This window comes from Lelliottia sp. SL45, from assembly GCF_026672535.1.
Lineage (GTDB): Bacteria > Pseudomonadota > Gammaproteobacteria > Enterobacterales > Enterobacteriaceae > Enterobacter > Enterobacter nimipressuralis.
Map to the genome: position 1 here is coordinate 83,635 of NZ_JAPPRH010000003.1, position 24,112 is coordinate 107,746.

Here is a 24,112-nt window from a genome sequence, read left to right on the forward strand (position 1 = left end):
CATTTTTTATCAGGAGAATTCCAATGAGCAATGTGCCAGCAGAACTGAAATACAGCAAAGAACACGAATGGCTGCGCAAAGAAGCCGACGGGACTTACACCGTTGGGATCACCGAGCACGCACAAGAGTTGCTGGGTGACATGGTGTTTGTGGACCTGCCGGACGTCGGCGCGACCGTGAGCGCGGGCGATGACTGCGCTGTTGCAGAGTCGGTGAAAGCCGCGTCTGACATCTACGCGCCAGTGGGCGGCGAAATCGTGGCCGTCAACGACGCCCTGAGCGACTCCCCGGAGCTGGTTAACAGCGAGCCGTACACCGGCGGCTGGATTTTCAAAATCAAAGCGAACGACGAAGCAGAAGTTGAAGCTCTGCTGGATGCAACCGCGTACGCAGCACTGTTAGAAGACGAGTAATTGCTTTTCACCCTCTCCCGAAAGGGGGAGGGGATCCTAATATCACCGCACGTTTAGGAACCATCGCTCATGACACAGACTTTAAGCCAGCTTGAAAACCGTGGCGCCTTCATTGAACGCCACATTGGGCCGGATGCTCAGCAACAGCAGGAGATGCTGAAGACAGTTGGCGCGGATTCGTTAAACGCACTGATCGGCCAGATCGTGCCCAAAGACATTCAGCTCGCCACGCCGCCGCAGGTAGGTGACGCGACCACTGAATACGCCGCGCTGGCAGAACTGAAGGCAATCGCCGGTCTCAACAAGCGCTTTAAGTCTTACATTGGCATGGGCTACACCCCTGTGCAGTTACCGCCGGTGATCCTGCGCAACATGCTGGAAAACCCAGGCTGGTACACCGCCTATACGCCTTATCAGCCGGAAGTTTCCCAGGGACGTCTGGAAGCGCTGCTAAACTTCCAGCAGGTGACGCTGGATCTGACCGGGCTGGATATTGCCTCCGCTTCTCTGCTTGACGAAGCGACCGCTGCTGCCGAAGCGATGGCGATGGCTAAGCGCGTCAGCAAGCTGAAAAACGCTAACCGCTTCTTCGTGGCGGCAGATATTCATCCCCAGACGCTGGACGTGGTCCGCACTCGTGCGGAAACCTTCGGGTTTGACGTGATTGTTGACGATGCGGAAAAGGTTCTGGATCACCAGGATGTGTTTGGCGTGCTGTTGCAGCAGGTTGGCACCACCGGTGAAGTTCACGACTACAGCAGCCTGATTACTGAGCTGAAATCCCGCAAAATTGTGGTCAGCGTGGCCGCTGATTTTATGGCGCTGGTGCTGCTCACCGCCCCTGGCAAACAGGGCGCAGATATTGTCTTCGGCTCAGCACAGCGCTTCGGCGTGCCGATGGGCTACGGTGGTCCGCACGCGGCCTTCTTCGCCGCGAAAGACGAATTCAAACGCTCCATGCCAGGCCGTATTATCGGTGTGTCGAAAGACGCTGCCGGTAACACCGCGCTGCGCATGGCGATGCAGACGCGCGAGCAGCATATCCGCCGCGAGAAAGCGAACTCCAACATTTGTACCTCTCAGGTGCTGCTGGCCAACATCGCCAGCCTGTACGCCGTGTTCCATGGCCCGGTCGGCCTGAAGCGCATCGCTACCCGCATTCACCGTTTTGCCGATATTCTGGCGGCGGGCTTGCAGCAGAAAGGCCTGAAGCTGCGCCATGCGCACTTCTTCGACACCCTGTGTGTGGAAGTGGCCGACAAAGCGGGCGTGCTGGCGCGTGCTGAAGCTGCCGAAATCAATCTGCGTAGCGATATTTTGAACGCAGTGGGTATCACCCTGAACGAAACCACTACCCGCGAAGACATCCAGGCGCTGTTCAGCGTACTGCTGGGTGATGACCACGGTCTGGACGTCGCTAACCTGGATAAAGAGGTGGCGCACGACAGCCGCTCCATTCAGGAAAGCATGCTGCGTGATGACGCGATCCTGACCCATCCGGTGTTTAACCGCTATCACAGCGAAACCGAGATGATGCGTTACATGCACTCTCTGGAGCGCAAAGATCTGGCGCTGAACCAGGCGATGATCCCGCTGGGCTCTTGTACCATGAAGCTCAACGCCGCTGCGGAAATGCTCCCGATTACCTGGCCTGAGTTCTCCGAACTGCACCCGTTCTGCCCGGCCGATCAGGCGGAAGGCTACCATCAGATGATCGGTCAGCTCTCCGACTGGCTGGTGAAACTGACCGGTTACGACGCACTCTGCATGCAGCCAAACTCCGGTGCGCAGGGTGAATACGCGGGTCTGCTGGCGATTCGTCACTATCACAAAAGCCGCAACGAAGGGCATCGTGATATCTGCCTGATCCCAAGCTCTGCCCACGGCACCAACCCGGCGTCTGCGCAGATGGCGGGAATGGAAGTGGTTGTCGTTGCCTGCGATAAAAACGGCAACATCGACCTGGCCGATCTGCGTGCGAAAGCAGAGCAGGCGGGTGATAAACTCTCCTGCATCATGGTGACTTACCCGTCCACTCACGGCGTGTACGAAGAGACCATCCGCGAAGTGTGCGAAGTGGTGCATCAGTTCGGCGGTCAGGTTTACCTCGACGGCGCAAACATGAACGCGCAGGTGGGCATTACTTCTCCTGGTTTCATCGGCGCGGACGTTTCGCACCTGAACCTGCATAAAACCTTCTGTATTCCGCACGGCGGTGGCGGCCCGGGTATGGGACCAATTGGCGTGAAAGCGCACCTGGCACCGTTCGTTCCAGGCCACAGCGTGGTGCAGATTGAAGGCATGCTGACCCGTCAGGGCGCGGTCTCTGCGGCACCGTTTGGTAGCGCATCCATTCTGCCAATCAGCTGGATGTATATCCGCATGATGGGCGCGGAGGGGCTGAAGCAGGCAAGCCAGGTGGCGATTCTGAATGCAAACTACATCGCAACTCGCCTGAAAGACGCTTATCCGGTGCTCTACACCGGTCGCGATGGCCGCGTGGCGCACGAATGTATTCTCGATATTCGTCCACTGAAAGATGAGACCGGGATTAGCGAACTGGATATTGCTAAACGCCTGATCGACTACGGCTTCCACGCGCCAACCATGTCCTTCCCGGTGGCGGGTACGCTGATGGTTGAACCGACCGAATCGGAAAGCAAAGTCGAACTGGACCGCTTTATCGACGCGATGCTGGCGATCCGCGCGGAAATCGACCGTGTGAAACAGGGTCAATGGCCGCTGGAAGATAACCCGCTGGTGAACGCCCCGCACACTCAAAACGAGCTGGTGGCCGAGTGGAACCACGGTTATACCCGTGAGCAGGCTGTCTTCCCGGCAGGCGTGGCGAACAAATACTGGCCGACCGTGAAACGTCTCGACGATGTCTACGGCGATCGTAATCTGTTCTGTTCTTGCGTGCCAATGAGCGAATATCAGTAATACTTAAGCTCTGACAGGAGGCCGGGTAAGGCGTAGCCGCCACCCGGCTTTTTTATTGGGAGAAATATATGGCAATTGCACTGGTTACCGGCGCGAGCCGGGGAATTGGCCGAGCGACAGCCCTGCAGCTGGCAGGCGAAGGCTACACCGTGGCGGTGAATTATCACCACAATATTAAGGCCGCGACGGATGTGATCGCTCAGATTACCGATGCAGGTGGCAAAGCCTTTGCCGTGCGCGCGGATATCAGCGACGAGACGCAGGTGCTGGCGATGTTTGACAGCATTGACCGCGAGGGAGAGCCGCTGGCGGCACTCGTCAACAACGCCGGGATTTTGTGTGAGCAGAGCACCATCGAAAATCTCTCCGCCGAGCGCATCAACCGCGTGCTGGCGACCAACGTTACGGGCTATTTCCTCTGCTGTCGCGAAGCGGTAAAACGCATGTCCTTCAAACATCACGGTAAAGGCGGGGCGATTGTGAATGTCTCCTCGGCAGCATCGCGTCTGGGGGCTCCGGGCGAGTACGTTGATTATGCGGCGTCAAAAGGGGCAGTGGATTCACTCACGACCGGGCTGGCGCTGGAGGTAGCGGCGTACGGTATTCGGGTCAACGGCGTGCGTCCCGGCCTGATTTACACCGATATCCATGCGTCCGGCGGTGAGCCAGGTCGTGTGGATCGGGTGAAATCCGCTTTACCGATGCAGCGCGGCGGCCAGCCTGAAGAGGTGGCGCAGGCGATTGTCTGGCTGCTCAGCGAGAAAGCGTCGTATGTGACGGGCAGTTTTATCGAGTTAGCGGGCGGGAAGTAGTGATAATGCCCGGCGGCGTTGCGCTGACCGGGCTGGAGAGTGCTGGTCGGCGCAAGCTAAGCGCCGACCGGGTATTTAGATGTTCTCGCCGTTGCTGGCAATCACCTCTTTGTACCACGCAAAGCTCTTCTTACGGGAGCGGGACATATCGCCCGTGCCGTCATCGTGCTTGTTCACATAGATAAAGCCGTAGCGCTTGCTGTACTGGCCGGTGGTGAAGGAGACGCAGTCGATGCAGCCCCAGGGGGTGTATCCCATCAGATCCACGCCATCATAGGTCACGGCTTTAATCATCTCTTCCACGTGTGCGCGCAGATAGTCGATACGGTAGTCATCATTGATACTGCCATCTTCTTCGACCTTATCGTATGCGCCAAAGCCGTTCTCAACGATAAACAGCGGTTTCTGATAGCGCTCATACAGCTCGCAAAGGGCATAGCGCAGGCCGACCGGGTCAATCTGCCAGCCCCAGTCGGAGGCTTTCACGTGCGGGTTCGGCACGCTGCCTTCGAAGCCGGAAATCGCGTCACCGGTTCCGCCTTCGGCTTTGACGGCGTTCGTCATGTAGTAGCTGAAACCTAAGTAATCGCAGGTGCCTTCACGCAGGATCTGCTCGTCACCCGCTTCCATGTTGATGGTAAAGCCACGGCGCTCCCACTCGTTCAGCACGTAGCTTGGGTAGTAGCCGCGCAGCTGTACGTCGGTGAAGACATAGCGCTCACGCATGGATTCCTGAGCGAACATCACATCTTCTGGTTTGCAGGAGAACGGATAGAGCGCCACCATCGCCAGCATGCAGCCGACTTTCATTTCTGGATTGATGCGACGCGCGGCCTTCACGGCCAGCGCGCTGGCAACGAACTGGTGGTGCAGCACCTGATACATGGTCTCTTCCGGGTTTTCATGCTCGGTATAGACCACGCCGGAGCAGCAGTAGCCGAACAGCGGTGCGCGCCAGTTACGCTGGTTGTTGATTTCGTTGAAGGTCATCCAGTATTTGACCTTGCTCTTGTAGCGCTCGAAGACCACTTCAGCAAAGCGTACAAAGAAATCAACCACTTTGCGGTTGGTCCACCCGCCGTACTCCTGCACCAGATGCAGCGGCATTTCGAAGTGGGAGAGGGTGATGACCGGTTCGATGTTGTACTTCAGCAGTTCATCGAACATGTCGTCGTAGAACTTCAGGCCTTCTTCATTCGGCTGAGTTTCGTCGCCTTTCGGGAAGATACGCGTCCAGGCGATAGAGGTACGGAAACATTTGAAGCCCATCTCGGCAAACAGCTTGATGTCTTCTTTGTAATGACCGTGGAAGTCGATGGCTTCGTGGTTGGGGTAATATTTGCCCGGTACCACTTCCTGAGTGATTTCACGCGGAACGCCGTGGGCGCCGCCGGTCAGCACGTCGCAAATGCTTGGCCCTTTGCCGCCTTTATTCCAGCCGCCTTCAACCTGGTGCGCCGCTACCGCGCCGCCCCATAAAAAATCTTTTGGTAAGGTGAGTTTTTTCATGTTTGCTATGCTCGTCTTAGGATCTAATGATTTCGAGTCTAGCAAAGCAGAATTAAATGTCACGATATAACAATTAGGCAGGAATGTAATATGTTACATCAAAAAAACAGGGCGTTTTATTCCGCCAGTTTCTTCGCCAGTTTACGGCCAATTGATTCAAGAATATAAATCACCGGAATTTGAGTCGTAATATCGTAGACGCCTGCAATACGGGTTTGCGGCACATGCCAGGAGAGATTAAAGTCCGCCAGTTTTGCCAGGCGCGAGTGCTCGTGGCTGGTGATAGAGAGCACTTTACAGTGATGCAGGCTGAACTGGCTGGCGAAGCGCAGGATCTCTTCCGTTTCGCCTGAGACGGACAAGACAATCGCCAGCGCATTTTTCGCCATATCGTTCGTTACCGGAAAATAAGGATCGTCGATATGGTTACTGAATTTACCGATGTTTGAGAAGAATCTCGCACCATATTTCGCAAGCGATCCGGACGTGCCCGCGCCGACAAAAATAATACGCTCTGACGATAATATAATATCGACCGCCTGCTCTAATAACGCATCAAATTCTTCGTTGTTAACGCTTTTAAAAAAGCTGATAATTTCACTGGTGCCGAAATTCGCCTGCTGCGGTTCGTTTTGTTCTAAATATAATTTAAACCGCACGCGGAATTCGGAATAGCCGTCACAGTTGAGCTTGCGACAAAAACGCAGCACGGTGGTGGTGGACACGCCAGCCGCATCCGCCAGCTCGCGGATGGTCATGTAGGTCACCTTGTCGCGGTTTTTGATGACATAGTTGTAGACCATCATCTCCAGATTGTTGAGACTGGCAATGGCGGAATGGGAGAACATGCTCACAGTGGCTAAACTCACTCATCAGACTTCATCTTCAGGGAATAATAACATGCAGCCTAACGACATCACTTTTTTTCAGCGCTTCCAGGATGACATTCTGGCCGGACGTAAAACCATCACCATTCGTGACGAGTCTGAATCACATTTTAAAACGGGCGATGTTTTGCGCGTCGGACGCTTTGAAGACGACGCCTATTTTTGCACCATCGAAGTGGTGGGAACATCGACCGTCACGCTGGATACGCTAACGGAAAAACATGCTCAGCAGGAGAATATGTCCCTTGAGGCGCTTAAACAGGTGATTGCAGAGATCTATCCGAATCAAAGTCAGTTTTATGTGATTGATTTTAAATGCCTTTGATTAAAACTCACACCTGTTAGGTGAAAATCGTTTTTAATTTAATGATTTTTAAGGACTAATGTGGGATTTGGATTTATTTTAGCTAACAGGTGTTCACTGAAATCATTCTCAGTTAGCATAGTTAAGCGATACATCATGATCTTATGTTTTCCCGGAGTCCTCTATGGTTAGCAAACCATTAACTGCGCAGGGATATTCACTGGCTGAGGAAATAGCCAACAGTATCAGCCATGGCATCGGCCTGGTGTTTGGCATTGTGGGCCTGGTGTTGTTGTTGGTTCAGGCCTTCGACACAAACGCGAACGCGATGGCGATCACCAGCTACAGCTTGTATGGCGGGAGTATGATCCTGCTTTTCCTCGCCTCGACCCTGTATCACGCCATTCCGCATCAGCGGGCAAAACGATGGCTGAAGAAATTCGACCACTGCGCGATCTATCTGTTGATTGCCGGGACGTACACCCCGTTTTTACTGGTAGGGTTAAACTCGCCTCTGTCGCGCGGCCTGATGATTGTCATCTGGAGCCTGGCGCTGCTGGGGATCTTGTTTAAGCTCACCATTGCGCACCGTTTTAAAGTGCTTTCACTGGTGACCTATCTGACGATGGGCTGGCTGTCGCTGATTGTGGTCTATCAGCTGGCGGTGAAGTTAGCGGCGGGCGGCGTAACGCTGCTGGCGGTGGGCGGTGTGGTCTATTCCCTGGGCGTGATTTTCTACGTCTGCAAACGCATTCCTTACAACCACGCTATCTGGCACGGCTTTGTGTTAGGCGGCAGCGTGTGTCACTTCCTGGCGATTTATCTGTACGTCGGACAGGTTTGATTTTTGCCCGGCGGCGTTACGCTTGCCGGGCAAAAAAACTAAACACTCACTCTTCTAACGAATACGGCAGCGGCTCAATGCTCAGGGTGTTGGCATCGTCACGCACGCGGAACACGCTGTCCGGCTCCATGTCGTTATTCATCACCACCTGCACCAGCAGACGACCATCATCCAGCTGTACAGCGGCCAACACAGTGCCCGTACGACGCCAGTTGTCGCCCATTTTCAGCTCCAGATCTTCTCCGGCTTCCGGTACGCGGCTGGCGTGGCCTGCCAGATACCAGAGGGCGCGTTTGTTGGCCCCGCGGAATTTCGCACGCGCCACCATCTCCTGACCGGTGTAGCAGCCTTTCTTAAAGCTGATGCCGCCCAGCGCCTGCAGGTTCGTTGCCTGCGGGATAAACTGCCCGCTGTTAACGGCATCGATAACCGCCAACCCGGCTTCGATGTTCAGGGCCAGCCACTGCTGGCTGTTGTTGAGCTGTGCTTCACCGCGCAGTGCTTCCGTGACGCGCTCGGCGGTGGCCACATCGGTGACCAACAGGAAGCGTTCGGCAGGGTGTTCAAACCACAGAATCGAGGTGGCGCCTTCGCTCACCAGCTGTTTTTCCGCATCCGGCAGTTCATTGAACAGATTTTTCAGCGCCGCGCGCGCCTGGAAACCGGCAACACCCAGCAGAACGTGTTCGTCATCTGCGGCGATAGTAACCTTGGAAAACACCGCATATTTCTTCAGCTCAGTGAGCTGGGCATCGCGCAGGCTGCGGCGTTCGATCAGGGCGAAACCGTCCTGACGACGGAACAGGCGCAGATTGCTCCACATCTTACCTTTAGGATCGCAATGCGCCGCCAGCAGATGCTGGTGCTCAGTCATCTGGCTCACGTCGGCGGTCACCTGGCCTTGCAGATACTTTTCGGCATCCGCGCCGGTGAGGGTCGCCAGCGCCCAGTCATCAAGAGAAATCAGCGTCAGCGGCAGACGCGCAGAGGCGACAGGCTGGCGAGGAGAAAATGGAGTAAAAGCCATAGTGATATCCTGAATTGCATAACGCTTCGATAATGCCTAATGGTAAAAGAGACTGTAGTCATTGCAAGTGCTTTCAGCAGCCCAATTGTGCCTTATCGCTGTTCTTGCGTAGCGCTACGTAGAACAGAGTAATCCGCTTAGATTGCAGGGTTTATTCTGGAAGCGTGCTTCCAGTTGTTCATATTCCAGTAATGAAACAGCAAAAAACACGTTACACTAGAAATCGTCCCTCTTAGAGGTAGAAGAAACGTTAAGCAGGAAATCGACATGGACATTAACAACAAGGCCCGTATCCACTGGGCGTGCCGTCGCGGCATGCGTGAACTTGATATTTCCGTCATGCCCTTCTTCGAATATGAGTACGACAGCTTAAGCGATGATGATAAACGTCTGTTTATCCGCCTGCTGGAGAGTGACGATCCGGATTTATTCAACTGGCTGATGAATCATGGCAAACCCGCCGACACCGAGTTGCAGCGGATGGTGCAATTAATTCAAACACGGAATCGGGAACGTGGTCCTGTGGCAATCTGATCTGCGCGTCTCGTGGCGCTCACAGTGGATGTCTCTTTTACTCCACGGCATTGTGGCGGCTTTTATTTTGCTGATGCCGTGGCCGCTTAGCTATACACCGCTCTGGATGCTGCTTCTTTCGCTGGTGGTGTTCGACAGTGTGCGCAGTCAGCGGCGTATCAACGCCCGTCAGGGTGAGATCAAACTGCTGATGGACTCGCGGTTGCGCTGGCAGGGCAAAGAGTGGGAGATCGTCGGCACACCCTGGATGCTGAATTCCGGGATGATGTTTCGTTTGCGTAAAGAGGAAGGGGCGCGTTGCCAGCATCTTTGGCTGTCAGCAGACAGTATGGATGCCAGCGAGTGGCGTGATTTGCGCCGGATGGTGATGCAGCAGCCGACGCCAGGACGCTAAGAAATCAGCTAAACTTCTCTGCCATTTCGCCCAGAATTTGCTCGCACCAGTTTTGCAGGCGATCTTCACTGAGATCGTACTGGTTGGTTTCATCCAGCGCCAGTCCGACAAAGAGTTCGCCATCAGCGATGATCGGTTTGACGCTTGTGAACTCGTAGCCTTCTGTCGGCCAGTAGCCGATAAACGTGACGCCCTTCGGCGCGAGTTTATCGTGCAGCATCCCGAGCGCGTCCAGGAACCATTCGCCATAACCCAGCTGATCGCCCATGCCGTACAGCGCAATGATTTTGCCTTCAAGATTAAGCGAATCGAGCTGATCCCAGATGGCTTCCCAGTCTTCCTGTAATTCACCAAAATCCCAGGTCGGAATGCCAAGAATCAGAACGTCGTACTGCTCCATCTCTGTGGGCGCGTCGTCTTTAAGATTGTGCAGAGTCACCAGTTCCGGGCCAATGATGTCGCGAATTTTCTCCGCGGCCATTTCGGTGTAGCAGGTGCTGGAACCATAAAACAGACCAATATTCATCGCGTAAACTTCTCAATACTTGCTTTGACTTTGCGCGTAGTGTACCAGAAACCTGTACCATTACGTCATAATGGCCGATAGCAGAATCACAGGAGCAGACGTGGAAAAGGATCTCGCCCTCATCGAACAATTTCTCGATGCGCTGTGGCTGGAAAAAAATCTGGCGGAAAATACGCTCAGCGCTTATCGCCGCGATTTAACCCTGCTGGTGGAGTGGCTGGCGCACCGTGACCTGTCTCTTGAACAGGCGCAGCATGACGATCTCCAGGCCTTATTGGCCGAACGCATGGAGGGCGGCTATAAAGCCACCAGCTCTGCCCGCTTGCTGAGTGCGATGCGCCGCCTGTTCCAGCATATGTATCGCGAGAAGCTGCGCGCCGACGATCCCAGCGCGCTGCTGGCGTCGCCCAAGCTTCCGCAGCGTCTTCCGAAAGATCTCAGCGAGGCCCAGGTCGATCGGCTTTTACAATCCCCGGCGGTTGACCTGCCGCTGGAGTTACGCGATAAAGCCATGCTTGAGGTGTTGTATGCTACCGGGCTGCGCGTCTCGGAACTTGTCGGTTTAACCATGAGCGACATCAGCCTGCGTCAGGGCGTGGTGCGGGTGATCGGTAAGGGAAATAAAGAACGGCTGGTGCCGCTCGGCGAAGAGGCGGTCTACTGGGTGGAAAACTACCTGGAGCACGGACGCCCGTGGCTTCTGAATGGTGTGTCGATTGATGTTCTGTTCCCCAGCCAGCGCGCGCAGCAGATGACGCGACAAACCTTCTGGCATCGCATTAAACATTACGCCACACTGGCAGGCATCGACAGTGAAAAACTTTCGCCGCACGTTCTGCGTCATGCCTTCGCGACGCATTTGCTCAACCATGGCGCCGATTTGCGCGTGGTGCAGATGCTGCTGGGGCACAGCGATCTTTCTACGACGCAAATCTACACCCATGTAGCGACAGAACGCTTGCGGCAGCTACACCAACAGCACCACCCACGAGCGTGAGTGCCGAACCATAGTGATAGGATTGAAAATGAAAAAATCTTTAGTGCTGTTCTCCCTGCTGGCAGCCTCTTTTACCGGTTTTGCCCATGCTGATGACGCAGCGATCAAACAGTCGCTGGCAAAACTCGGCGTGACCAGCAGCGATATTCAGCCTGCGCCCGTTGCCGGAATGAAAACCGTGCTGACCAACAGCGGTGTGCTGTATGTGACCGAAGACGGCAAGCACTTCATTCAAGGCCCAATGTATGACGTGAGCGGCGCGCAGCCGGTGAACGTGACCAACCAGCTGCTGATGAAAAACCTGAACGCGCTGGAAAAAGAGATGATCGTTTACAAAGCGGCGCAGGAAAAACACGTGATCACCGTGTTCACTGATATCACCTGTGGCTACTGCCACAAGCTGCATGAAGAGATGAAAGACTACAACGCGCTGGGGATCACCGTGCGTTATCTGGCGTTCCCGCGCGCGGGCGTGCAGAGCCAGCCAGAGCAGGATATGAAAGCCATCTGGTGTGCTAAAGATCGTAACAAAGCCTTTGATGACGCCATGAACGGCAAAGGCGTGAAACCGGCCTCCTGCGATATTGATATCGCCAATCATTACGCGCTGGGCGTGCAGTTTGGCGTCACCGGCACGCCAGCCATTGTGCTGAGCAACGGTTACGTCGTGCCGGGCTATCAGGGACCAAAAGAGATGAAAGAGTTTCTCGACGCCCACCAAAAACAGTTTGGCGGTAAATAATCCGCGTGAAAACTAAGACAAAATTGCGCCGCCGCGAGGTGGATGAAAACGTTGATTTACCTGCCGACCTGTCGCCGCTTCTTCGCCGTCTGTACGCGGGGCGCGGCGTTCGCACGGCCAGTGAACTGGAGCGCAGCGTCAAAGGGATGCTGCCGTGGCAGCAGCTCAGCGGCGTCGAAAAAGCGACAGAATTGCTCTATGACGCGCTGCGTGAAGGGACCCGTATTGTCGTGGTCGGCGATTTTGACGCCGATGGCGCGACCAGTACCGCCCTGAGCGTCCTCAGCCTGCGCGCGCTGGGCTGCGATAACGTCACCTATCTGGTGCCAAACCGTTTTGAAGACGGTTATGGTCTCAGCCCGGAAGTGGTCGATCAGGCGCACGCGCGCGGCGCGCAGATGATCCTGACCGTCGATAACGGGATCTCATCCCATGCCGGCGTCGATCGGGCACACGATCTCGGGATCCCGGTTATCGTCACCGATCACCACCTGCCGGGTGAAACGCTGCCGGCAGCTGAAGCCATCATTAACCCCAATCTGCGCGACTGTGATTTTCCGTCGAAATCGCTGGCAGGCGTGGGCGTGGCTTTTTATCTGATGCTGGCCCTGCGCACGCTGCTGCGTGATAAGGGCTGGTTTGAGGCGCGCGGAATTGCGATCCCGAATCTGGCCGAATACCTCGATTTGGTGGCGCTCGGCACGGTGGCGGACGTGGTGCCGCTGGATACCAATAACCGTATTTTGACCTGGCAAGGGCTGGGGCGTATCCGGGCGGGGAAATGCCGTCCGGGAATTAAAGCGCTGCTTGAAATTTCCAATCGCGATCCCCTCAAGCTGGCGGCAAGCGATCTCGGTTTTGCGCTCGGCCCGCGTCTTAATGCGGCAGGGCGGCTCGATGATATGTCCGTTGGCGTGGCGCTTCTGCTCTGTGACAACATCGGCGAGGCACGCGTGCTGGCCAATGAGCTGGATGCGCTGAACCAGACGCGCAAAGAGATCGAACAGGGGATGCAGGCCGAAGCCCTGACCCTGTGCGAAAAACTCGAGCGCAGCACCGAGACGCTACCCGGCGGCCTGGCGATGTATCACCCGGAGTGGCATCAGGGCGTGGTCGGGATTTTGGCCTCGCGCATCAAAGAGCGTTTTCACCGTCCGGTGATCGCGTTTGCACCTGCGGGAGACGGCACGCTGAAAGGCTCTGGGCGTTCCATCCAGGGGTTGCACATGCGCGATGCGCTGGAGCGCCTCGACACGCTCCATCCCAATTTGATGATCAAGTTTGGCGGCCACGCGATGGCGGCCGGTTTATCGCTGGAAGAGGCGAAATTCGACGAATTTCAGCGCCTGTTCAGCGCGCTGGTGACCGACTGGCTGGATCCGTCACTGCTGCAGGGTGAAGTGGTCTCTGATGGCGCGCTGTCTGCGGCGGAGATGACCATGGACGTGGCGCAGATGCTGCGCGACGCCGGGCCGTGGGGGCAGATGTTCCCGGAGCCGCTGTTCGACGGGCGTTTTCGCCTGCTGCAACAGCGTCTGGTGGGTGAGCGTCATCTGAAAGTGATGGTCGAGCCGGTGAACGGCGGTCCGCTGCTGGATGGCATAGCCTTTAACGTCGATACCACCGTCTGGCCCGACAGCGGCGTGCGCGAGGTCGAACTGGCCTACAAACTGGATATTAACGAGTTTCGCGGCAATCGCAGTTTGCAGATTATCATCGATCATATCTGGCCAATTTAGCGTCACTATTCTCTATAAAAAAGGGCGTGGATTCGGTACAATCCCGCTCTTATCACCGCATTTTGACTAGTCCAATAAAGAAAAAAGACCATGTTTGAAATTAATCCGGTAAAAAACCGCATTCAAGACCTCACGGAGCGCTCCAGCGTTCTTCGGGGGTATCTTTGACTACGATGCCAAGAAAGAGCGTCTTGAAGAAGTAAACGCCGAGCTGGAACAGCCCGACGTCTGGAACGAACCTGAACGCGCACAGGCGCTGGGTAAAGAGCGTTCCTCCCTCGAAGCCATCGTTGAAACCCTGGATCAAATGTCTCAGGGGCTGGAAGATGTGTCCGGCCTGCTGGAATTAGCCGTCGAAGCCGACGACGAAGAGACCTTTAACGAAACCATCGCCGAACTCGACGTGCTGGAAGATAAACTGGCGCAGCTCGAATTCCGCCGCATGTTCTCTGGCGAGTACGACAACGCCGACTGCTATCTCGATATCCAGGCCGGTTCTGGCGGGACCGAAGCCCAGGACTGGGCGAGCATGCTGATGCGTATGTATCTGCGTTGGGCGGAAGCGCGCGGTTTCAAAACCGAAATCATTGAAGAGTCTGAAGGTGAAGTCGCGGGTATTAAATCTGTGACCATCAAAATCATCGGTGATTACGCTTACGGCTGGCTGCGTACCGAAACGGGCGTTCATCGCCTGGTGCGTAAAAGCCCGTTCGATTCCGGCGGCCGTCGTCATACCTCTTTCAGCTCCGCGTTTGTTTATCCGGAAGTGGAAGATGATATCGACATCGAAATCAATCCGGCCGATCTGCGTATCGACGTTTACCGCGCATCCGGTGCGGGTGGTCAGCACGTTAACCGTACGGAATCTGCGGTGCGTATCACCCACATTCCAACCGGGCTGGTGACACAGTGCCAGAACGACCGTTCGCAGCATAAGAACAAAGACCAGGCCATGAAGCAGATGAAAGCGAAGCTTTATGAGCTGGAAATGCAGAAGAAGAATGCTGAGAAACAGGTGATGGAAGATAACAAATCTGACATCGGCTGGGGCAGCCAGATTCGTTCTTACGTCCTCGATGACTCCCGTATCAAAGATCTGCGTACCGGGGTTGAAACCCGCAACACGCAGGCGGTGCTGGACGGCAGCCTGGACCAATTTATCGAAGCAAGTTTGAAAGCAGGGTTATGAGGAACCAACATGTCTGAACAACAAGCACAGGGCACTGACGCGGTAGTCGATCTTAATAACGAACTGAAAACCCGTCGCGAGAAGCTGGCTGCACTGCGTGAGCAGGGTATCCCATTCCCGAACGATTTTCGTCGCGATCATACCTCAGACCAGCTGCACGCTGACTTCGACGCGAAAGAAAACGAAGAGCTGGAAGCGCTGAACGTAGAAGTGTCCGTTGCAGGCCGCATGATGACTCGTCGTGTGATGGGTAAGGCGTCTTTCGTGACTTTACAGGACGTCGGCGGCCGTATTCAGCTGTACGTTTCCCGTGACGATCTGCCAGAAGGCATCTACAACGAGCAGTTCAAGAAGTGGGACCTGGGCGATATCCTGGGCGCGAAAGGCAAGTTGTTCAAGACCAAGACGGGCGAGCTGTCTATCCACTGTACCGAACTGCGTTTGCTGACCAAAGCATTGCGTCCGCTGCCGGATAAATTCCACGGTCTGCAGGATCAGGAAGCGCGTTACCGTCAGCGTTACCTGGATCTCATCTCTAACGATGAATCCCGTAAAACCTTCAAAATCCGTTCCCAGATTATGGCGGGTATCCGTCAGTTCATGGTTGGCCGTGATTTTATGGAAGTTGAAACGCCAATGATGCAGGTGATCCCAGGCGGCGCGTCTGCGCGTCCGTTCATCACCCATCACAACGCGCTGGATCTGGACATGTACCTGCGTATCGCGCCGGAACTGTACCTGAAACGTCTGGTGGTTGGCGGCTTCGAACGCGTGTTCGAAATCAACCGTAACTTCCGTAACGAAGGCATCTCCGTTCGCCATAACCCAGAGTTCACCATGATGGAACTCTATATGGCTTACGCAGATTACAAAGATCTGATTGAACTGACCGAGTCACTGTTCCGTACCCTGGCGCAGGATATTCTCGGCACCACTGAAGTGCCTTACGGCGACGAAGTGTTCGACTTTGGTAAGCCGTTCGTCAAACTGACCATGCGCGAAGCTATCAAGAAGTACCGTCCAGAGACCAACATGGCCGATCTGGATAACTTCGATTCCGCTAAAGCTATCGCTGACAGCATCGGTATTAAGGTTGAGAAGAGCTGGGGTCTGGGCCGTATCGTGACCGAGATCTTCGAAGAAGTGGCCGAAGCGCACCTGATTCAGCCAACCTTCATCACTGAGTATCCGGCAGAAGTCTCTCCGCTGGCGCGTCGTAACGACGAAAACCCGGAAATCACCGATCGCTTTGAGTTCTTCATCGGTGGCCGCGAAATCGGTAACGGCTTTAGCGAGCTGAACGATGCGCAGGATCAGGCGCAGCGCTTCCAGGATCAGGTTGATGCGAAAGCCGCAGGCGACGACGAAGCGATGTTCTTCGACGAAGACTACGTGACCGCGCTGGAACACGGTTTGCCGCCAACGGCAGGTCTGGGTATCGGTATCGACCGTATGGTCATGCTGTTCACCAACAGCCACACCATCCGCGACGTGATTCTGTTCCCGGCGATGCGCCCGGTAAAATAAGTCTCTGAGATGCAAAAAGCCCCGGCGTTCATCGCGTCGGGGCTTTTTTTATGATGTTTGCTCGGCGGCAAACTGCCTGAGTGCTTTATGGGCGATGGCGACCTGCGACACCATCCATGGGCTAAAGGCCCACGGCGTCGCGCCGACAGCGTGGAACAGCGACTCCAGATCAACCCACTGAACCGCCATCACTTCATCGGGATTGAGATTGAGCGGGCTGACCAGCTTTGCGGCATATACCGGGCAAATTTCGTTTTCGACGATCCCTGAGGGGTCTGTTTCGCAGTAGCGAAAATCCAGCGCGATGGGCGTCAGATCTGTGATTTCGGCGCCAATTTCATACCGACAGCGGCGAATAAGCGCGTGTTCGGTACGTTCGCCGGTTTGCGGGTGGCCGCAGACGGAGTTGGTCCAGACGCCGGGCCAGGCTTTTTTGCTCAGGGCGCGACGTGTGACAAGGCACTCCCCCTGGGTGTTAAACAACCACGAAGAGAAAGCCAGATGCAGAGGGGTATGCGATGTGTGGGCGGCATACTTTTCCTGAGTGCCGATGACCTCTCCCTGGGCGTTAACCAAAATGACGTGTTCTTGTGTGCTCATTCCGACTCCAGTACCCGAACGACGGGATGGCAACATTATATCTCACTCTTTGGCTGGCGGCTTGAATGCTGAATGCGGAAAGAGTCTTTACAGCAAAGATTGGCAACAGAATTCAGGCTGCTATCATAGGACGCCATTTACGCTGACCGAGGAGCCGCTTTGTTTGCAGGAAGCCTGACAAGAAATCCCCTGATTGCCCTTTTTTGCCTGATGCTGACGCTCATGCTGGCAGGCTGTTCGGGCAGTAAATCAGCGGATTCGGGAAGCTACTCCGGCGCGGTCTACACCGTTAAGCGCGGCGACACACTCTATAAAATCTCGCGCTCAACCGGAACGAGCGTGAAAGACCTGGCTCGCCTGAACAATATTTCTGCACCTTATACCATCGAGATAGGGCAAAAGCTCAGGCTCAATAGCGGTAGCTCGACGGCGAAAAAATCCTCTTCCTCGAAAGGTAAAACCGCCAAAGTGACGCCGTCTTATGCGGTGCCGCAATCGTCCTGGCCGCCGGTCGGGCAACGCTGCTGGGTGTGGCCTGCCAGTGGGAAAGTGATTATGCCGTACTCCACCGCCGAAGGTGGCAACAAAGGCATTGATATTGCGAATGCGCGCGGAACGCCAGTCTATGCGTCGGGTGCAGGGAAGGTGGTTTACGTGGGCGACCAGCTGCGCGGTTACGGCAACCTGATCATGATTAAGCACGGTGAGGACTACATTACCGCTTACGCGCACAACGATACGCTGCTGGTGAATAACGGACAAAACGTAAAAGCCGGACAGAAAATCGCGACCATGGGCAGCACGGGAGCCAGTTCCGTTGCGCTGCATTTCCAGATTCGCTATCGCGCAACGGCGATTGATCCTCAGCGCTACCTTCCGGCGCAGGGCAGCAAACCGAAATGCTAAGCGGTTAATTATTCACCGGTTAGCAGTCGGGAGGCTTGTGTGAACATGCGTAAGGTCTATAATGCCTTACGCACCTCAAAGCGGGCGTAGTTCAATGGTAGAACGAGAGCTTCCCAAGCTCTATACGAGGGTTCGATTCCCTTCGCCCGCTCCAGCTCTACCCCACCCAGTCCAAAATACTCACACCAATATCAATTACTGTCCTGCAGATGTATTCCCAGTCCCGTTTTTCCTTTCGCAAGGTCCGGACGCAGGGTTAACGCAGGAATCTCATAATCTCCGGCGTTCTGACGACGATAATTCAGCGGCGCTGTGTGCCACAAACTGTCCAGCCTGTCAGTCAGCTGCTGGCGGTAATTGGCATACTTCGCGTCGTCGGTTTTCCCGGTGCGGTAAATCAGCATTGGCGGCAGCACCGTAAAGCCTGGGTAGAAAAGCATCCCGTGCTGGATTGGAAACAGAATGTCGTCGATAGCACCGTTTATGCCACGCGGAGCATAGTGCGATTCCCAGCCGCCGGTGGTGACCAGCAGCATCGCGCGTTTACCGGACAGATTCCCCTCGCCGTAACGATCGCCCCAGTGGTGGTCGCTGTGCTCGCCCACGCCGTAGGCAAAACCGTTGGCGTACACCCGGTCAAACCAGCCTTTCATGATGGCAGGCATGGAGAACCACCACAGCGGAAACTGGAAAATCACGGCATCGGCCCAGCGTAATTTTTCCTGCTCAGCGGCGATATCCGCTGCTTGTAGGGCGTTGTCGTAGGCAAAGCGGGAGTCTACGGAAGGGTCAAAACGTTCACCGCGCAACGGGGCGAGTGAATCATCGGTATCCAGGACGGTCTTCCACTTCATGCCATAGAGATCAGAAACGTGCACCTGATGACCGGTCTGCTGCAGATGTCTGACAGCCTCATCTTTCAGCTGTCCGTTAAGCGAGCGGGGTTCGGGATGGGCAAAGACAATTAATACATTCATGAGCGATTCCTGATAGAGAAAGTCCCGTCAGAATAGGGAAATCTCCGTTATAGTAAAAATTGATTACCGCAATGACAGGTATTGCCATGATTAATTTCTCGCAGCTCGATCTCAATCTCCTCCTCACGCTGCAGGTACTCCTCGACGAGCTAAATGTGACTCGGGCAGCGAGGCGCTTGAACCTCTCCCAGCCCTCCGTCAGCGTCCAGCTGGCGCGGTTACGGGAAGTTTTTAACGATCCGCTGCTTCTGCCGGGGCCGCGCGGGATGAGGCCAACGGCCCGAGCCGACGCCCTGCGGGAACCGCTGCGTCAGGCGCTGGCGGCTCTGGAGTCGGTGGTCGCCCCGGCGGCATCATTCGAACCAGAGAAATCAGAAAATACCTGGCGCGTGGCGGCAACGGACTACATGGCGACGGCAATCCTGCTGCCCGCGCTGGAAGCGCTCCGCCAGGCGGCGCCGCTCTCGCGCCTTGCCGTGTATGAGCTTAATCCGCAGCGGATTTTGCGGCAGGCTGAGCAGGGCGATATCGATCTGATTTTTCATACCCGGGAGGGGGCGCCCGCGTCATTACATCAGCGGGTGATCTTCAGCGAGCGCTATGTTCTGGCAGGCCGTCGCGACCATCCGGCGCTCCGAACGGGCGTCACGGCAAAGGAGTTTTCACAGCTCGAACACGCGATAGTCTCCCCGGATGGCGGCGGCTTCTGGGCTGCTACTGACGTGGCGTTGGCCCGCAGCGGGCTGGCGCGAAAAGTCGTACTGTCGGTGCCGCATTTCCTGTTCCTGGTCGAAGCGCTGTTGAAAACCGATCTGGTGGCGGTGGTGCCGGAAAGGCTCACGCGTAATGTGGCGGGATTAACTGTCTCAGCGCCGCCTGTCGACGTGGAAGGCTTTGATATGCTGATGCTTTGGCATGAACGGTTGCATCGCGATGCGGGCCACGTCTGGCTGCGTCAGATGCTGATGACACAGCTCGGCTGAGCCATAGTCACCTCGTGATATCAGCGCTATGCTTATCCCGAACGCATAACAATAACAGAGGCAATGTCATGGATAAGGATTTACTGGACGCGGGGTACCGGGCCTATACCGGGGAAAAGATCGATGTCTACTTCAATACGGGGATATGCCAGCACTCAGGAAACTGCGTGCGCGGCAGCAGCAAGCTGTTTAATCTGAAGCGTAAGCCGTGGATCATCCCCGATGAAGTGGATATCGAGACGGTCAAGAGAGTGATTGATACCTGCCCGAGCGGTGCCCTGAAGTACCGCCAGAAATAAGCGAGGAACCATGGATATTCTGGAAGGCCATAACAAGTTTTACGTCAACGATGCACAAGGGAATCAGGTTGCTGAAATTGTGTTTGTTCCGACCGGGGAGCATCTGAGCATTATCGAGCACACGGACGTCGATGCCAGCCTGAAAGGGCAGGGCGTAGGAAAACAGCTGGTGGCGAAAGTGGTCGAGAAAATGCGCGCGGAGAACCGCAAAGTTATCCCGCTGTGCCCGTTCGCCAAACACGAGTTTGATAAAACGCGCGAATACGACGATATCCGCGCCTGACTTCAGCACCGGCTCCCGCCGGTGTTTTTTTATCTGAGCTGTCCGTAAATCAGAATGACGGATATGACCACCATCACCCCACCTGAAATCATGCCCACTACCCGCGCCGCCTGAGGGCGTGTGGCTAATAGCGCCCGTGAACCGTAGCCCACCAGCAGGTAGATCAGCGTGCAGGTGAGCAGGTGCATCATCGCCAGCGCGGACATCTGCACAGGCACCGACCAGCTGCCTTTGGGGTCGGTAAATTGCGGAAGCAGTGCCAGAAACAGCAGGAACACTTTCGGGTTCAGTCCGCTGATACAAAGCCCTTTTAGCGCCCACTGGTTCCAGCTTCCGTCCTGCTGCTCAGCGGCGCTGACCGTGGCCGGATGGCGCAAAATCGTCACGCCCAGCCACAGCAAATAGACGGCACCCAGGACGGTCAGCAGCGACAGCGCCAGGGGATGCCCGGCGATCAACACCCCGACACCCGCCACCACAATAACCGTCGCCAGCAAATGCCCGGACATCAGCCCCATCACTGCCGGTACCACGCGCCGCCCGTTGATCCCCGCGCTGATGGCATAAGCCCAGTCGGCGCCTGGCGTCATTATCAGCAGAAAAGAGACCAGCCAGAACCCGACGACGATACTCATTTCCATTCTTTGATCACCCTTCCAAAACGACATTAGCGGAAAGAAAGAATATCGACATCCAGGCGAAATGAGCTTCCAATGTTATGCTGAAAACAGGGCTAAAATGAGAAACTCTTCTAAATGGATAGCATCGATCGAAAAATACTTGCTGAGCTGCAGGTGGATGGCCGTCTGTCGCTTACGGAACTGGCCGAACGGGTAAACTTAAGCCTCTCGCCCTGTCACCGACGCGTGCGCGCCCTGGAGCAGAGCGGGGCGATTACGGGCTATCGCGCAAATCTCGATCCCGCGAAAATGGGCTTCAATTTTGTGGCGATTGTTTTTGCGACGTTAAAAGAGGGCGACAAGCGGGCCGTCAGCGCCTTTGAGGCGGCGGTGGAAGAGATCCCGCAGATCGTACTGGCGCAGCGTCTGTTCGGCGATCCTGACTATTTAATGCATGTGGTCACGCGCGATCTCCCCGCGTTCCAGAAACTGTACGATGAGAAATTGTCGGCAATGCCTGGCGTGCAGCATTTGCGCTCGACGCTGGTGATGAAAACCGTCGTGCAGGATCGGCCATTCCCCCTCGACACCTTAAAACAAGGATAACCCGATGATAGAGACACCACGACTGCTGCTCCGGCAGTGGAGGCCAGAAGATCTCGCCCCTTTTGCGGCACTCAATGGCGACAGCGACGTCATGCGATTTTTCCCGGCGACCTTGACGCGGGAAGAGAGCGACAATCTTGCCGCGCGATTTCAGGAAGGCATCGCCGAACGCGGCTGGGGATTTTGGGCCATTGAGTTAACCGCGACGGGGGAGTTTATCGGTAGCCTGGGGCTGCACCCTCAGCCTGACCGTTTTGCCTTTTCACCCTGCACGGAGATTGGCTGGCGTCTGGCAAAACCGTTCTGGCATCAGGGGCTGGCGTACGAGGCGGCCACGGCGGCGCTGGAGTATGGCTTTAAAACGCTGGGGCTGAGCGAGGTGGTCTCATTTACCTCGGTGCTGAATGCGCCGTCAGAGAACCTGATGAAACGCCTGGGGATGATAAAAGAGGGCGAGTTTTTGCATCCTGCGCTCGCCCCCGATCATCGTCTCGCGGAGCATGTACTCTATCGCATAGCGCGGCAAGTGTAGCCCGGAAAGCGAAGCGCTCACCGGGCCTGCATGAGGGCTAACCGACAAACATGACCGACACGCACAGCACGCCGACGATCAGCGTCAGCAGATTGCCGAAAGAGCGATAAGGTTTCAGCGTCGGGATAAGATAGGTGGAGAGCGTCGGCATGATGAACAGAATCATGGCGATCAAAGGCCCGCTGATGGCGTAAATCATCGAAATCGCGTTCGGGTTGATGAAACAGACCACGAAGGTAATAAACGACACCACCATGATCGATACCGCGCGATTAAAGGCGCGGCTTTTCTTAATGCCCACCTGATGCAGCGACGATTTAACGATCTCCGTCGCCCCTTCAATGACCCCAAAATAGGTGCCGAGGAAAGATTTCGACATCGCCACAATCGCCACCACAATGCCCGAAATACCCAACCATGCCGGGGAAGATGGCATCATCGAGAGGGCCGAGAGAATTGTCACGCCCTCTTCTTTGGCCGCCACGATGTACGACGGCGGAATCGACAGTAGGCAGCTGAAGACAAAGAACAACACGCTCAGGCAAATAATCAGGTACGCGACCTTCATGATTTTTTTGCATTTACCCATGGCCGCATCACCGTACTTTTCACGTCTGTCGACGGCGAAAGTAGAGATGATTGGCGTATGGCTAAAAGCGAAAACCATCACTGGAATAGAAATCCATACCTGGTGCAGCGTGTGCTGATCGAACGCCATCTGGCTGGTCAACAGCGACGGCTGCCAGCTGCCGGTGAGATACAGGGACACAAACAGGAAGTAGGCGATCAGCGGGAAGACCAGAAAACCCATCACCTTGAGGGTGATATGACGGCCCGTTAAGAAGATCAGATTCAGCACCATCACCACGCCAAGACTCACCAGCACGCGCACGGTGGTGTCAACGGTGAGATGCTTCGCCAGCTGTTCTGTTATCGAGTTGGTGATCGCCACGGCGTAAATCAGCACCACCACGAAGAAGGCGACAAAATAGAGGGTGGTGATCAGGTTGCCGATCTTTTTGCCGTAGTAGTGCGCCACCGCGCTGGTGATCCCTTCACTGCCTTTGGCGTTCGACGACAGGATAAACTGGGCCAGCGCTTTGTGCGGCCAGTAGGTTAAAGGATAAGCCACGAGGGCCGTAATGAGCAGGACAATCGCGCCTGCGGAGCCGAGCTGAATGGGCAAGAACAGGGTTCCTGCGCCCACGGCAGTGCCGTAGAGGGCGAAACTCCAGAGAGTCTCTTCTTTTGACCAAATTTTCGACATTAGAGCAACGTATCAACTATAAAACGAACAAAAAGGAGGGTAATTTACCATAATTATGCGTTGAAGGCGCAGTTGACGTCGCAGGTAAGGCCGGAAGAGGGTTCCGGCCTTAGAGGGATCAGTTCGCCAGGGCGCGTCGTTGCTGGCGGCGCTTGATGACTTTTTCGCGCAGCGTATCGTACGCCCAGTTATAGAACATGGTGTACGGCAGGAAGAACAGGAAGAAACCGATCTCCAGGGTAAATGCCTGCAGGAGCGTTACGCCGAGCACCGCCGAGACGATCGACACCCCGATTACGATAAAGCCGCACTCAAAGCCCAGAGCATGGAACGCACGCACTTTTGCCGTGCGGGTTACGCGGTGAACGGGCCACAAACGGTCAAATCCATAGTTATAGATAATGTTCCAGACCATCGCTGTGGTCGCCAGGATGATGGTGAGTCCACCCATCTCCACCATCGAACGCTGCATTAACCAGGCGGCGGTAGGCGCCAGAATTGCCGTGGCAATCCCTTCGAAGCACACCGCGTGGAAGATACGCTCCGGCAGTTTTCGTTTTTGTACATTGTGTTGCATAACCTGACCTCATGAATTCGCCGGAATGGGCGTTGATGTGGCCTATTTTTATCGTAATTTGTGATATATAAAAGA

27 protein-coding genes and 1 tRNA gene are annotated in these 24,112 nt (G+C 55.5%); 19 read left to right on the top strand and 9 right to left on the bottom strand.

The features are described from left to right. Positions 1–23: 23 nt before the first annotated feature. The 3 genes from gcvH (at position 24) to OVA10_RS06405 (ending at position 4,168) form a co-directional block, all read left to right on the top strand. The gene (gcvH, locus tag OVA10_RS06395; protein WP_100779029.1) at positions 24–413 is read left to right on the top strand and encodes a glycine cleavage system protein GcvH; all 390 of its coding nucleotides are present in this window, start codon (positions 24–26) and stop codon (positions 411–413) included. 69 nt (positions 414–482) lie between these two features. Further along, entirely contained in the window at positions 483–3,356 is a 2,874-nt protein-coding gene (gene gcvP / locus OVA10_RS06400; protein ID WP_268195645.1) for an aminomethyl-transferring glycine dehydrogenase, read from the top strand. Between the two features lie 68 nt (positions 3,357–3,424). Further along, positions 3,425–4,168: an SDR family oxidoreductase gene (locus tag OVA10_RS06405; RefSeq protein WP_100779031.1), complete on the top strand. Its 744-nt coding sequence runs from the start codon at positions 3,425–3,427 to the stop codon at positions 4,166–4,168. Between the two features lie 75 nt (positions 4,169–4,243). Here OVA10_RS06405 and bglA read toward each other — a convergent pair whose 3' ends face one another. Next, a complete protein-coding gene (gene bglA / locus OVA10_RS06410) occupies positions 4,244–5,677 on the bottom strand; it encodes a 6-phospho-beta-glucosidase BglA (RefSeq protein WP_181826813.1) in 1,434 nt (477 codons plus the stop codon). Between the two features lie 116 nt (positions 5,678–5,793). Continuing rightward, entirely contained in the window at positions 5,794–6,525 is a 732-nt protein-coding gene (locus OVA10_RS06415) for a MurR/RpiR family transcriptional regulator (protein WP_102104699.1), read from the bottom strand. Positions 6,526–6,577: 52 nt separating this feature from the next. On the opposite strand from OVA10_RS06415, the gene yqfB reads away from it, so the two are divergent. Next, positions 6,578–6,889, top strand: coding sequence for a N(4)-acetylcytidine aminohydrolase (gene yqfB, locus OVA10_RS06420; protein WP_194512121.1), 312 nt, complete (start codon positions 6,578–6,580; stop codon positions 6,887–6,889). A gap of 163 nt (positions 6,890–7,052) precedes the next feature. Continuing rightward, complete coding sequence (trhA, locus tag OVA10_RS06425; RefSeq protein ID WP_100779034.1) at positions 7,053–7,712, top strand: PAQR family membrane homeostasis protein TrhA; 660 nt, start codon at positions 7,053–7,055, stop codon at positions 7,710–7,712. Between the two features lie 46 nt (positions 7,713–7,758). On the opposite strand, the gene ygfZ is transcribed toward trhA, so the two are convergent. Continuing rightward, the gene (gene ygfZ, locus OVA10_RS06430; protein ID WP_231276052.1) at positions 7,759–8,739 is read right to left on the bottom strand and encodes a tRNA-modifying protein YgfZ; all 981 of its coding nucleotides are present in this window, start codon (positions 8,737–8,739) and stop codon (positions 7,759–7,761) included. A gap of 267 nt (positions 8,740–9,006) precedes the next feature. Here ygfZ and sdhE point away from each other — a divergent pair, with 267 nt between their 5' ends. Together sdhE and OVA10_RS06440 are read left to right on the top strand one after the other, a co-directional pair. Then, positions 9,007–9,273 carry an FAD assembly factor SdhE gene (gene sdhE, locus OVA10_RS06435; RefSeq protein ID WP_095283258.1) on the top strand — a complete coding sequence of 89 codons (267 nt, stop codon included), beginning with the start codon at positions 9,007–9,009 and terminating at the stop codon, positions 9,271–9,273. Then, positions 9,254–9,667 carry a protein YgfX gene (locus OVA10_RS06440; RefSeq protein WP_100779036.1) on the top strand — a complete coding sequence of 138 codons (414 nt, stop codon included), beginning with the start codon at positions 9,254–9,256 and terminating at the stop codon, positions 9,665–9,667. Before sdhE ends, OVA10_RS06440 begins: the two co-directional genes overlap by 20 nt. A 4-nt stretch (positions 9,668–9,671) precedes the next feature. Here OVA10_RS06440 and fldB read toward each other — a convergent pair whose 3' ends face one another. Beyond that, entirely contained in the window at positions 9,672–10,193 is a 522-nt protein-coding gene (gene fldB, locus OVA10_RS06445) for a flavodoxin FldB (protein ID WP_100779037.1), read from the bottom strand. Positions 10,194–10,293: 100 nt separating this feature from the next. Between fldB and xerD the strand changes: the two genes are divergently transcribed. The 5 genes from xerD (at position 10,294) to lysS (ending at position 16,387) form a co-directional block, all read left to right on the top strand. After that, complete coding sequence (gene xerD / locus OVA10_RS06450; protein WP_100779038.1) at positions 10,294–11,190, top strand: site-specific tyrosine recombinase XerD; 897 nt, start codon at positions 10,294–10,296, stop codon at positions 11,188–11,190. A 28-nt stretch (positions 11,191–11,218) separates the two neighbouring features. Further along, positions 11,219–11,932: a bifunctional protein-disulfide isomerase/oxidoreductase DsbC gene (gene dsbC / locus OVA10_RS06455; protein WP_107702898.1), complete on the top strand. Its 714-nt coding sequence runs from the start codon at positions 11,219–11,221 to the stop codon at positions 11,930–11,932. 5 nt (positions 11,933–11,937) lie between these two features. Further along, the gene (gene recJ, locus OVA10_RS06460; protein WP_268195646.1) at positions 11,938–13,671 is read left to right on the top strand and encodes a single-stranded-DNA-specific exonuclease RecJ; all 1,734 of its coding nucleotides are present in this window, start codon (positions 11,938–11,940) and stop codon (positions 13,669–13,671) included. Between the two features lie 90 nt (positions 13,672–13,761). Then, positions 13,762–14,860, top strand: a protein-coding gene (gene prfB / locus OVA10_RS06465; protein ID WP_100779041.1) for a peptide chain release factor 2 whose coding sequence is annotated in 2 segments (ribosomal slippage) — positions 13,762–13,836 and positions 13,838–14,860 — 1,098 coding nt in all. Because the reading frame shifts where the segments join, the coding sequence is not laid out codon by codon here. A 9-nt stretch (positions 14,861–14,869) separates the two neighbouring features. Then, entirely contained in the window at positions 14,870–16,387 is a 1,518-nt protein-coding gene (gene lysS, locus OVA10_RS06470; RefSeq protein ID WP_100779042.1) for a lysine--tRNA ligase, read from the top strand. 48 nt (positions 16,388–16,435) lie between these two features. Here the strand turns inward: lysS and idi are convergent, their stop codons facing one another. After that, complete coding sequence (idi, locus tag OVA10_RS06475; protein WP_231276055.1) at positions 16,436–16,987, bottom strand: isopentenyl-diphosphate Delta-isomerase; 552 nt, start codon at positions 16,985–16,987, stop codon at positions 16,436–16,438. A 159-nt stretch (positions 16,988–17,146) separates the two neighbouring features. On the opposite strand from idi, the gene actS reads away from it, so the two are divergent. Next, positions 17,147–17,893, top strand: a complete 747-nt coding sequence (gene actS, locus OVA10_RS06480; protein ID WP_255409576.1) for an amidase activator ActS — start codon at positions 17,147–17,149, stop codon at positions 17,891–17,893. Positions 17,894–17,973: 80 nt separating this feature from the next. Further along, positions 17,974–18,047 (top strand) — tRNA-Gly (locus OVA10_RS06485). 37 nt (positions 18,048–18,084) lie between these two features. Here the strand turns inward: OVA10_RS06485 and OVA10_RS06490 are convergent. Beyond that, a complete protein-coding gene (locus OVA10_RS06490) occupies positions 18,085–18,870 on the bottom strand; it encodes an NAD(P)H-dependent oxidoreductase (RefSeq protein ID WP_181826809.1) in 786 nt (261 codons plus the stop codon). 86 nt (positions 18,871–18,956) lie between these two features. Here OVA10_RS06490 and OVA10_RS06495 point away from each other — a divergent pair, with 86 nt between their 5' ends. The 3 genes from OVA10_RS06495 (at position 18,957) to OVA10_RS06505 (ending at position 20,435) form a co-directional block, all read left to right on the top strand. Further along, complete coding sequence (locus tag OVA10_RS06495) at positions 18,957–19,853, top strand: LysR family transcriptional regulator (RefSeq protein ID WP_181826808.1); 897 nt, start codon at positions 18,957–18,959, stop codon at positions 19,851–19,853. A gap of 68 nt (positions 19,854–19,921) precedes the next feature. Then, entirely contained in the window at positions 19,922–20,152 is a 231-nt protein-coding gene (gene yjdI / locus OVA10_RS06500; RefSeq protein ID WP_123428592.1) for a 4Fe-4S mono-cluster protein YjdI, read from the top strand. A gap of 10 nt (positions 20,153–20,162) precedes the next feature. Then, positions 20,163–20,435 carry a GNAT family N-acetyltransferase gene (locus OVA10_RS06505; protein WP_100779048.1) on the top strand — a complete coding sequence of 91 codons (273 nt, stop codon included), beginning with the start codon at positions 20,163–20,165 and terminating at the stop codon, positions 20,433–20,435. A gap of 29 nt (positions 20,436–20,464) precedes the next feature. Here the strand turns inward: OVA10_RS06505 and OVA10_RS06510 are convergent, their stop codons facing one another. Continuing rightward, positions 20,465–21,076: a LysE family translocator gene (locus OVA10_RS06510; protein ID WP_268195647.1), complete on the bottom strand. Its 612-nt coding sequence runs from the start codon at positions 21,074–21,076 to the stop codon at positions 20,465–20,467. A gap of 114 nt (positions 21,077–21,190) precedes the next feature. On the opposite strand from OVA10_RS06510, the gene OVA10_RS06515 reads away from it, so the two are divergent. Together OVA10_RS06515 and OVA10_RS06520 are read left to right on the top strand one after the other, a co-directional pair. Continuing rightward, complete coding sequence (locus OVA10_RS06515) at positions 21,191–21,661, top strand: Lrp/AsnC family transcriptional regulator (RefSeq protein ID WP_100779050.1); 471 nt, start codon at positions 21,191–21,193, stop codon at positions 21,659–21,661. A 4-nt stretch (positions 21,662–21,665) separates the two neighbouring features. Next, positions 21,666–22,193, top strand: a complete 528-nt coding sequence (locus OVA10_RS06520; protein WP_268195648.1) for a GNAT family N-acetyltransferase — start codon at positions 21,666–21,668, stop codon at positions 22,191–22,193. Positions 22,194–22,230: 37 nt separating this feature from the next. Here OVA10_RS06520 and OVA10_RS06525 read toward each other — a convergent pair whose 3' ends face one another. Both OVA10_RS06525 and OVA10_RS06530 read right to left on the bottom strand, forming a co-directional pair. Next, positions 22,231–23,460 (bottom strand): amino acid permease, encoded by a 1,230-nt coding sequence (locus tag OVA10_RS06525; RefSeq protein ID WP_123428598.1) that lies wholly within the window; start codon positions 23,458–23,460, stop codon positions 22,231–22,233. A 118-nt stretch (positions 23,461–23,578) separates the two neighbouring features. Then, positions 23,579–24,037, bottom strand: a complete 459-nt coding sequence (locus OVA10_RS06530) for a multidrug/biocide efflux PACE transporter (protein ID WP_100779053.1) — start codon at positions 24,035–24,037, stop codon at positions 23,579–23,581. Positions 24,038–24,112: the final 75 nt, after the last annotated feature.

What these genes read in the sequence shown, in the direction of transcription:
- gcvH (WP_100779029.1), top strand. Translation starts at nt 24, where the DNA reads ATGAGCAATGTGCCAGCAGAACTGAAATACAGCAAAGAACACGAATGG.
- gcvP (WP_268195645.1), top strand. Translation starts at nt 483, where the DNA reads ATGACACAGACTTTAAGCCAGCTTGAAAACCGTGGCGCCTTCATTGAA.
- OVA10_RS06405 (WP_100779031.1), top strand. Translation starts at nt 3,425, where the DNA reads ATGGCAATTGCACTGGTTACCGGCGCGAGCCGGGGAATTGGCCGAGCG.
- bglA (WP_181826813.1), bottom strand. Translation starts at nt 5,677, where the DNA reads ATGAAAAAACTCACCTTACCAAAAGATTTTTTATGGGGCGGCGCGGTA.
- OVA10_RS06415 (WP_102104699.1), bottom strand. Translation starts at nt 6,525, where the DNA reads ATGTTCTCCCATTCCGCCATTGCCAGTCTCAACAATCTGGAGATGATG.
- yqfB (WP_194512121.1), top strand. Translation starts at nt 6,578, where the DNA reads ATGCAGCCTAACGACATCACTTTTTTTCAGCGCTTCCAGGATGACATT.
- trhA (WP_100779034.1), top strand. Translation starts at nt 7,053, where the DNA reads ATGGTTAGCAAACCATTAACTGCGCAGGGATATTCACTGGCTGAGGAA.
- ygfZ (WP_231276052.1), bottom strand. Translation starts at nt 8,739, where the DNA reads ATGGCTTTTACTCCATTTTCTCCTCGCCAGCCTGTCGCCTCTGCGCGT.
- sdhE (WP_095283258.1), top strand. Translation starts at nt 9,007, where the DNA reads ATGGACATTAACAACAAGGCCCGTATCCACTGGGCGTGCCGTCGCGGC.
- fldB (WP_100779037.1), bottom strand. Translation starts at nt 10,193, where the DNA reads ATGAATATTGGTCTGTTTTATGGTTCCAGCACCTGCTACACCGAAATG.
- dsbC (WP_107702898.1), top strand. Translation starts at nt 11,219, where the DNA reads ATGAAAAAATCTTTAGTGCTGTTCTCCCTGCTGGCAGCCTCTTTTACC.
- lysS (WP_100779042.1), top strand. Translation starts at nt 14,870, where the DNA reads ATGTCTGAACAACAAGCACAGGGCACTGACGCGGTAGTCGATCTTAAT.
- idi (WP_231276055.1), bottom strand. Translation starts at nt 16,987, where the DNA reads ATGAGCACACAAGAACACGTCATTTTGGTTAACGCCCAGGGAGAGGTC.
- OVA10_RS06490 (WP_181826809.1), bottom strand. Translation starts at nt 18,870, where the DNA reads ATGAATGTATTAATTGTCTTTGCCCATCCCGAACCCCGCTCGCTTAAC.
- OVA10_RS06495 (WP_181826808.1), top strand. Translation starts at nt 18,957, where the DNA reads ATGATTAATTTCTCGCAGCTCGATCTCAATCTCCTCCTCACGCTGCAG.
- yjdI (WP_123428592.1), top strand. Translation starts at nt 19,922, where the DNA reads ATGGATAAGGATTTACTGGACGCGGGGTACCGGGCCTATACCGGGGAA.
- OVA10_RS06505 (WP_100779048.1), top strand. Translation starts at nt 20,163, where the DNA reads ATGGATATTCTGGAAGGCCATAACAAGTTTTACGTCAACGATGCACAA.
- OVA10_RS06510 (WP_268195647.1), bottom strand. Translation starts at nt 21,076, where the DNA reads ATGGAAATGAGTATCGTCGTCGGGTTCTGGCTGGTCTCTTTTCTGCTG.
- OVA10_RS06515 (WP_100779050.1), top strand. Translation starts at nt 21,191, where the DNA reads ATGGATAGCATCGATCGAAAAATACTTGCTGAGCTGCAGGTGGATGGC.
- OVA10_RS06520 (WP_268195648.1), top strand. Translation starts at nt 21,666, where the DNA reads ATGATAGAGACACCACGACTGCTGCTCCGGCAGTGGAGGCCAGAAGAT.
- OVA10_RS06525 (WP_123428598.1), bottom strand. Translation starts at nt 23,460, where the DNA reads ATGTCGAAAATTTGGTCAAAAGAAGAGACTCTCTGGAGTTTCGCCCTC.
- OVA10_RS06530 (WP_100779053.1), bottom strand. Translation starts at nt 24,037, where the DNA reads ATGCAACACAATGTACAAAAACGAAAACTGCCGGAGCGTATCTTCCAC.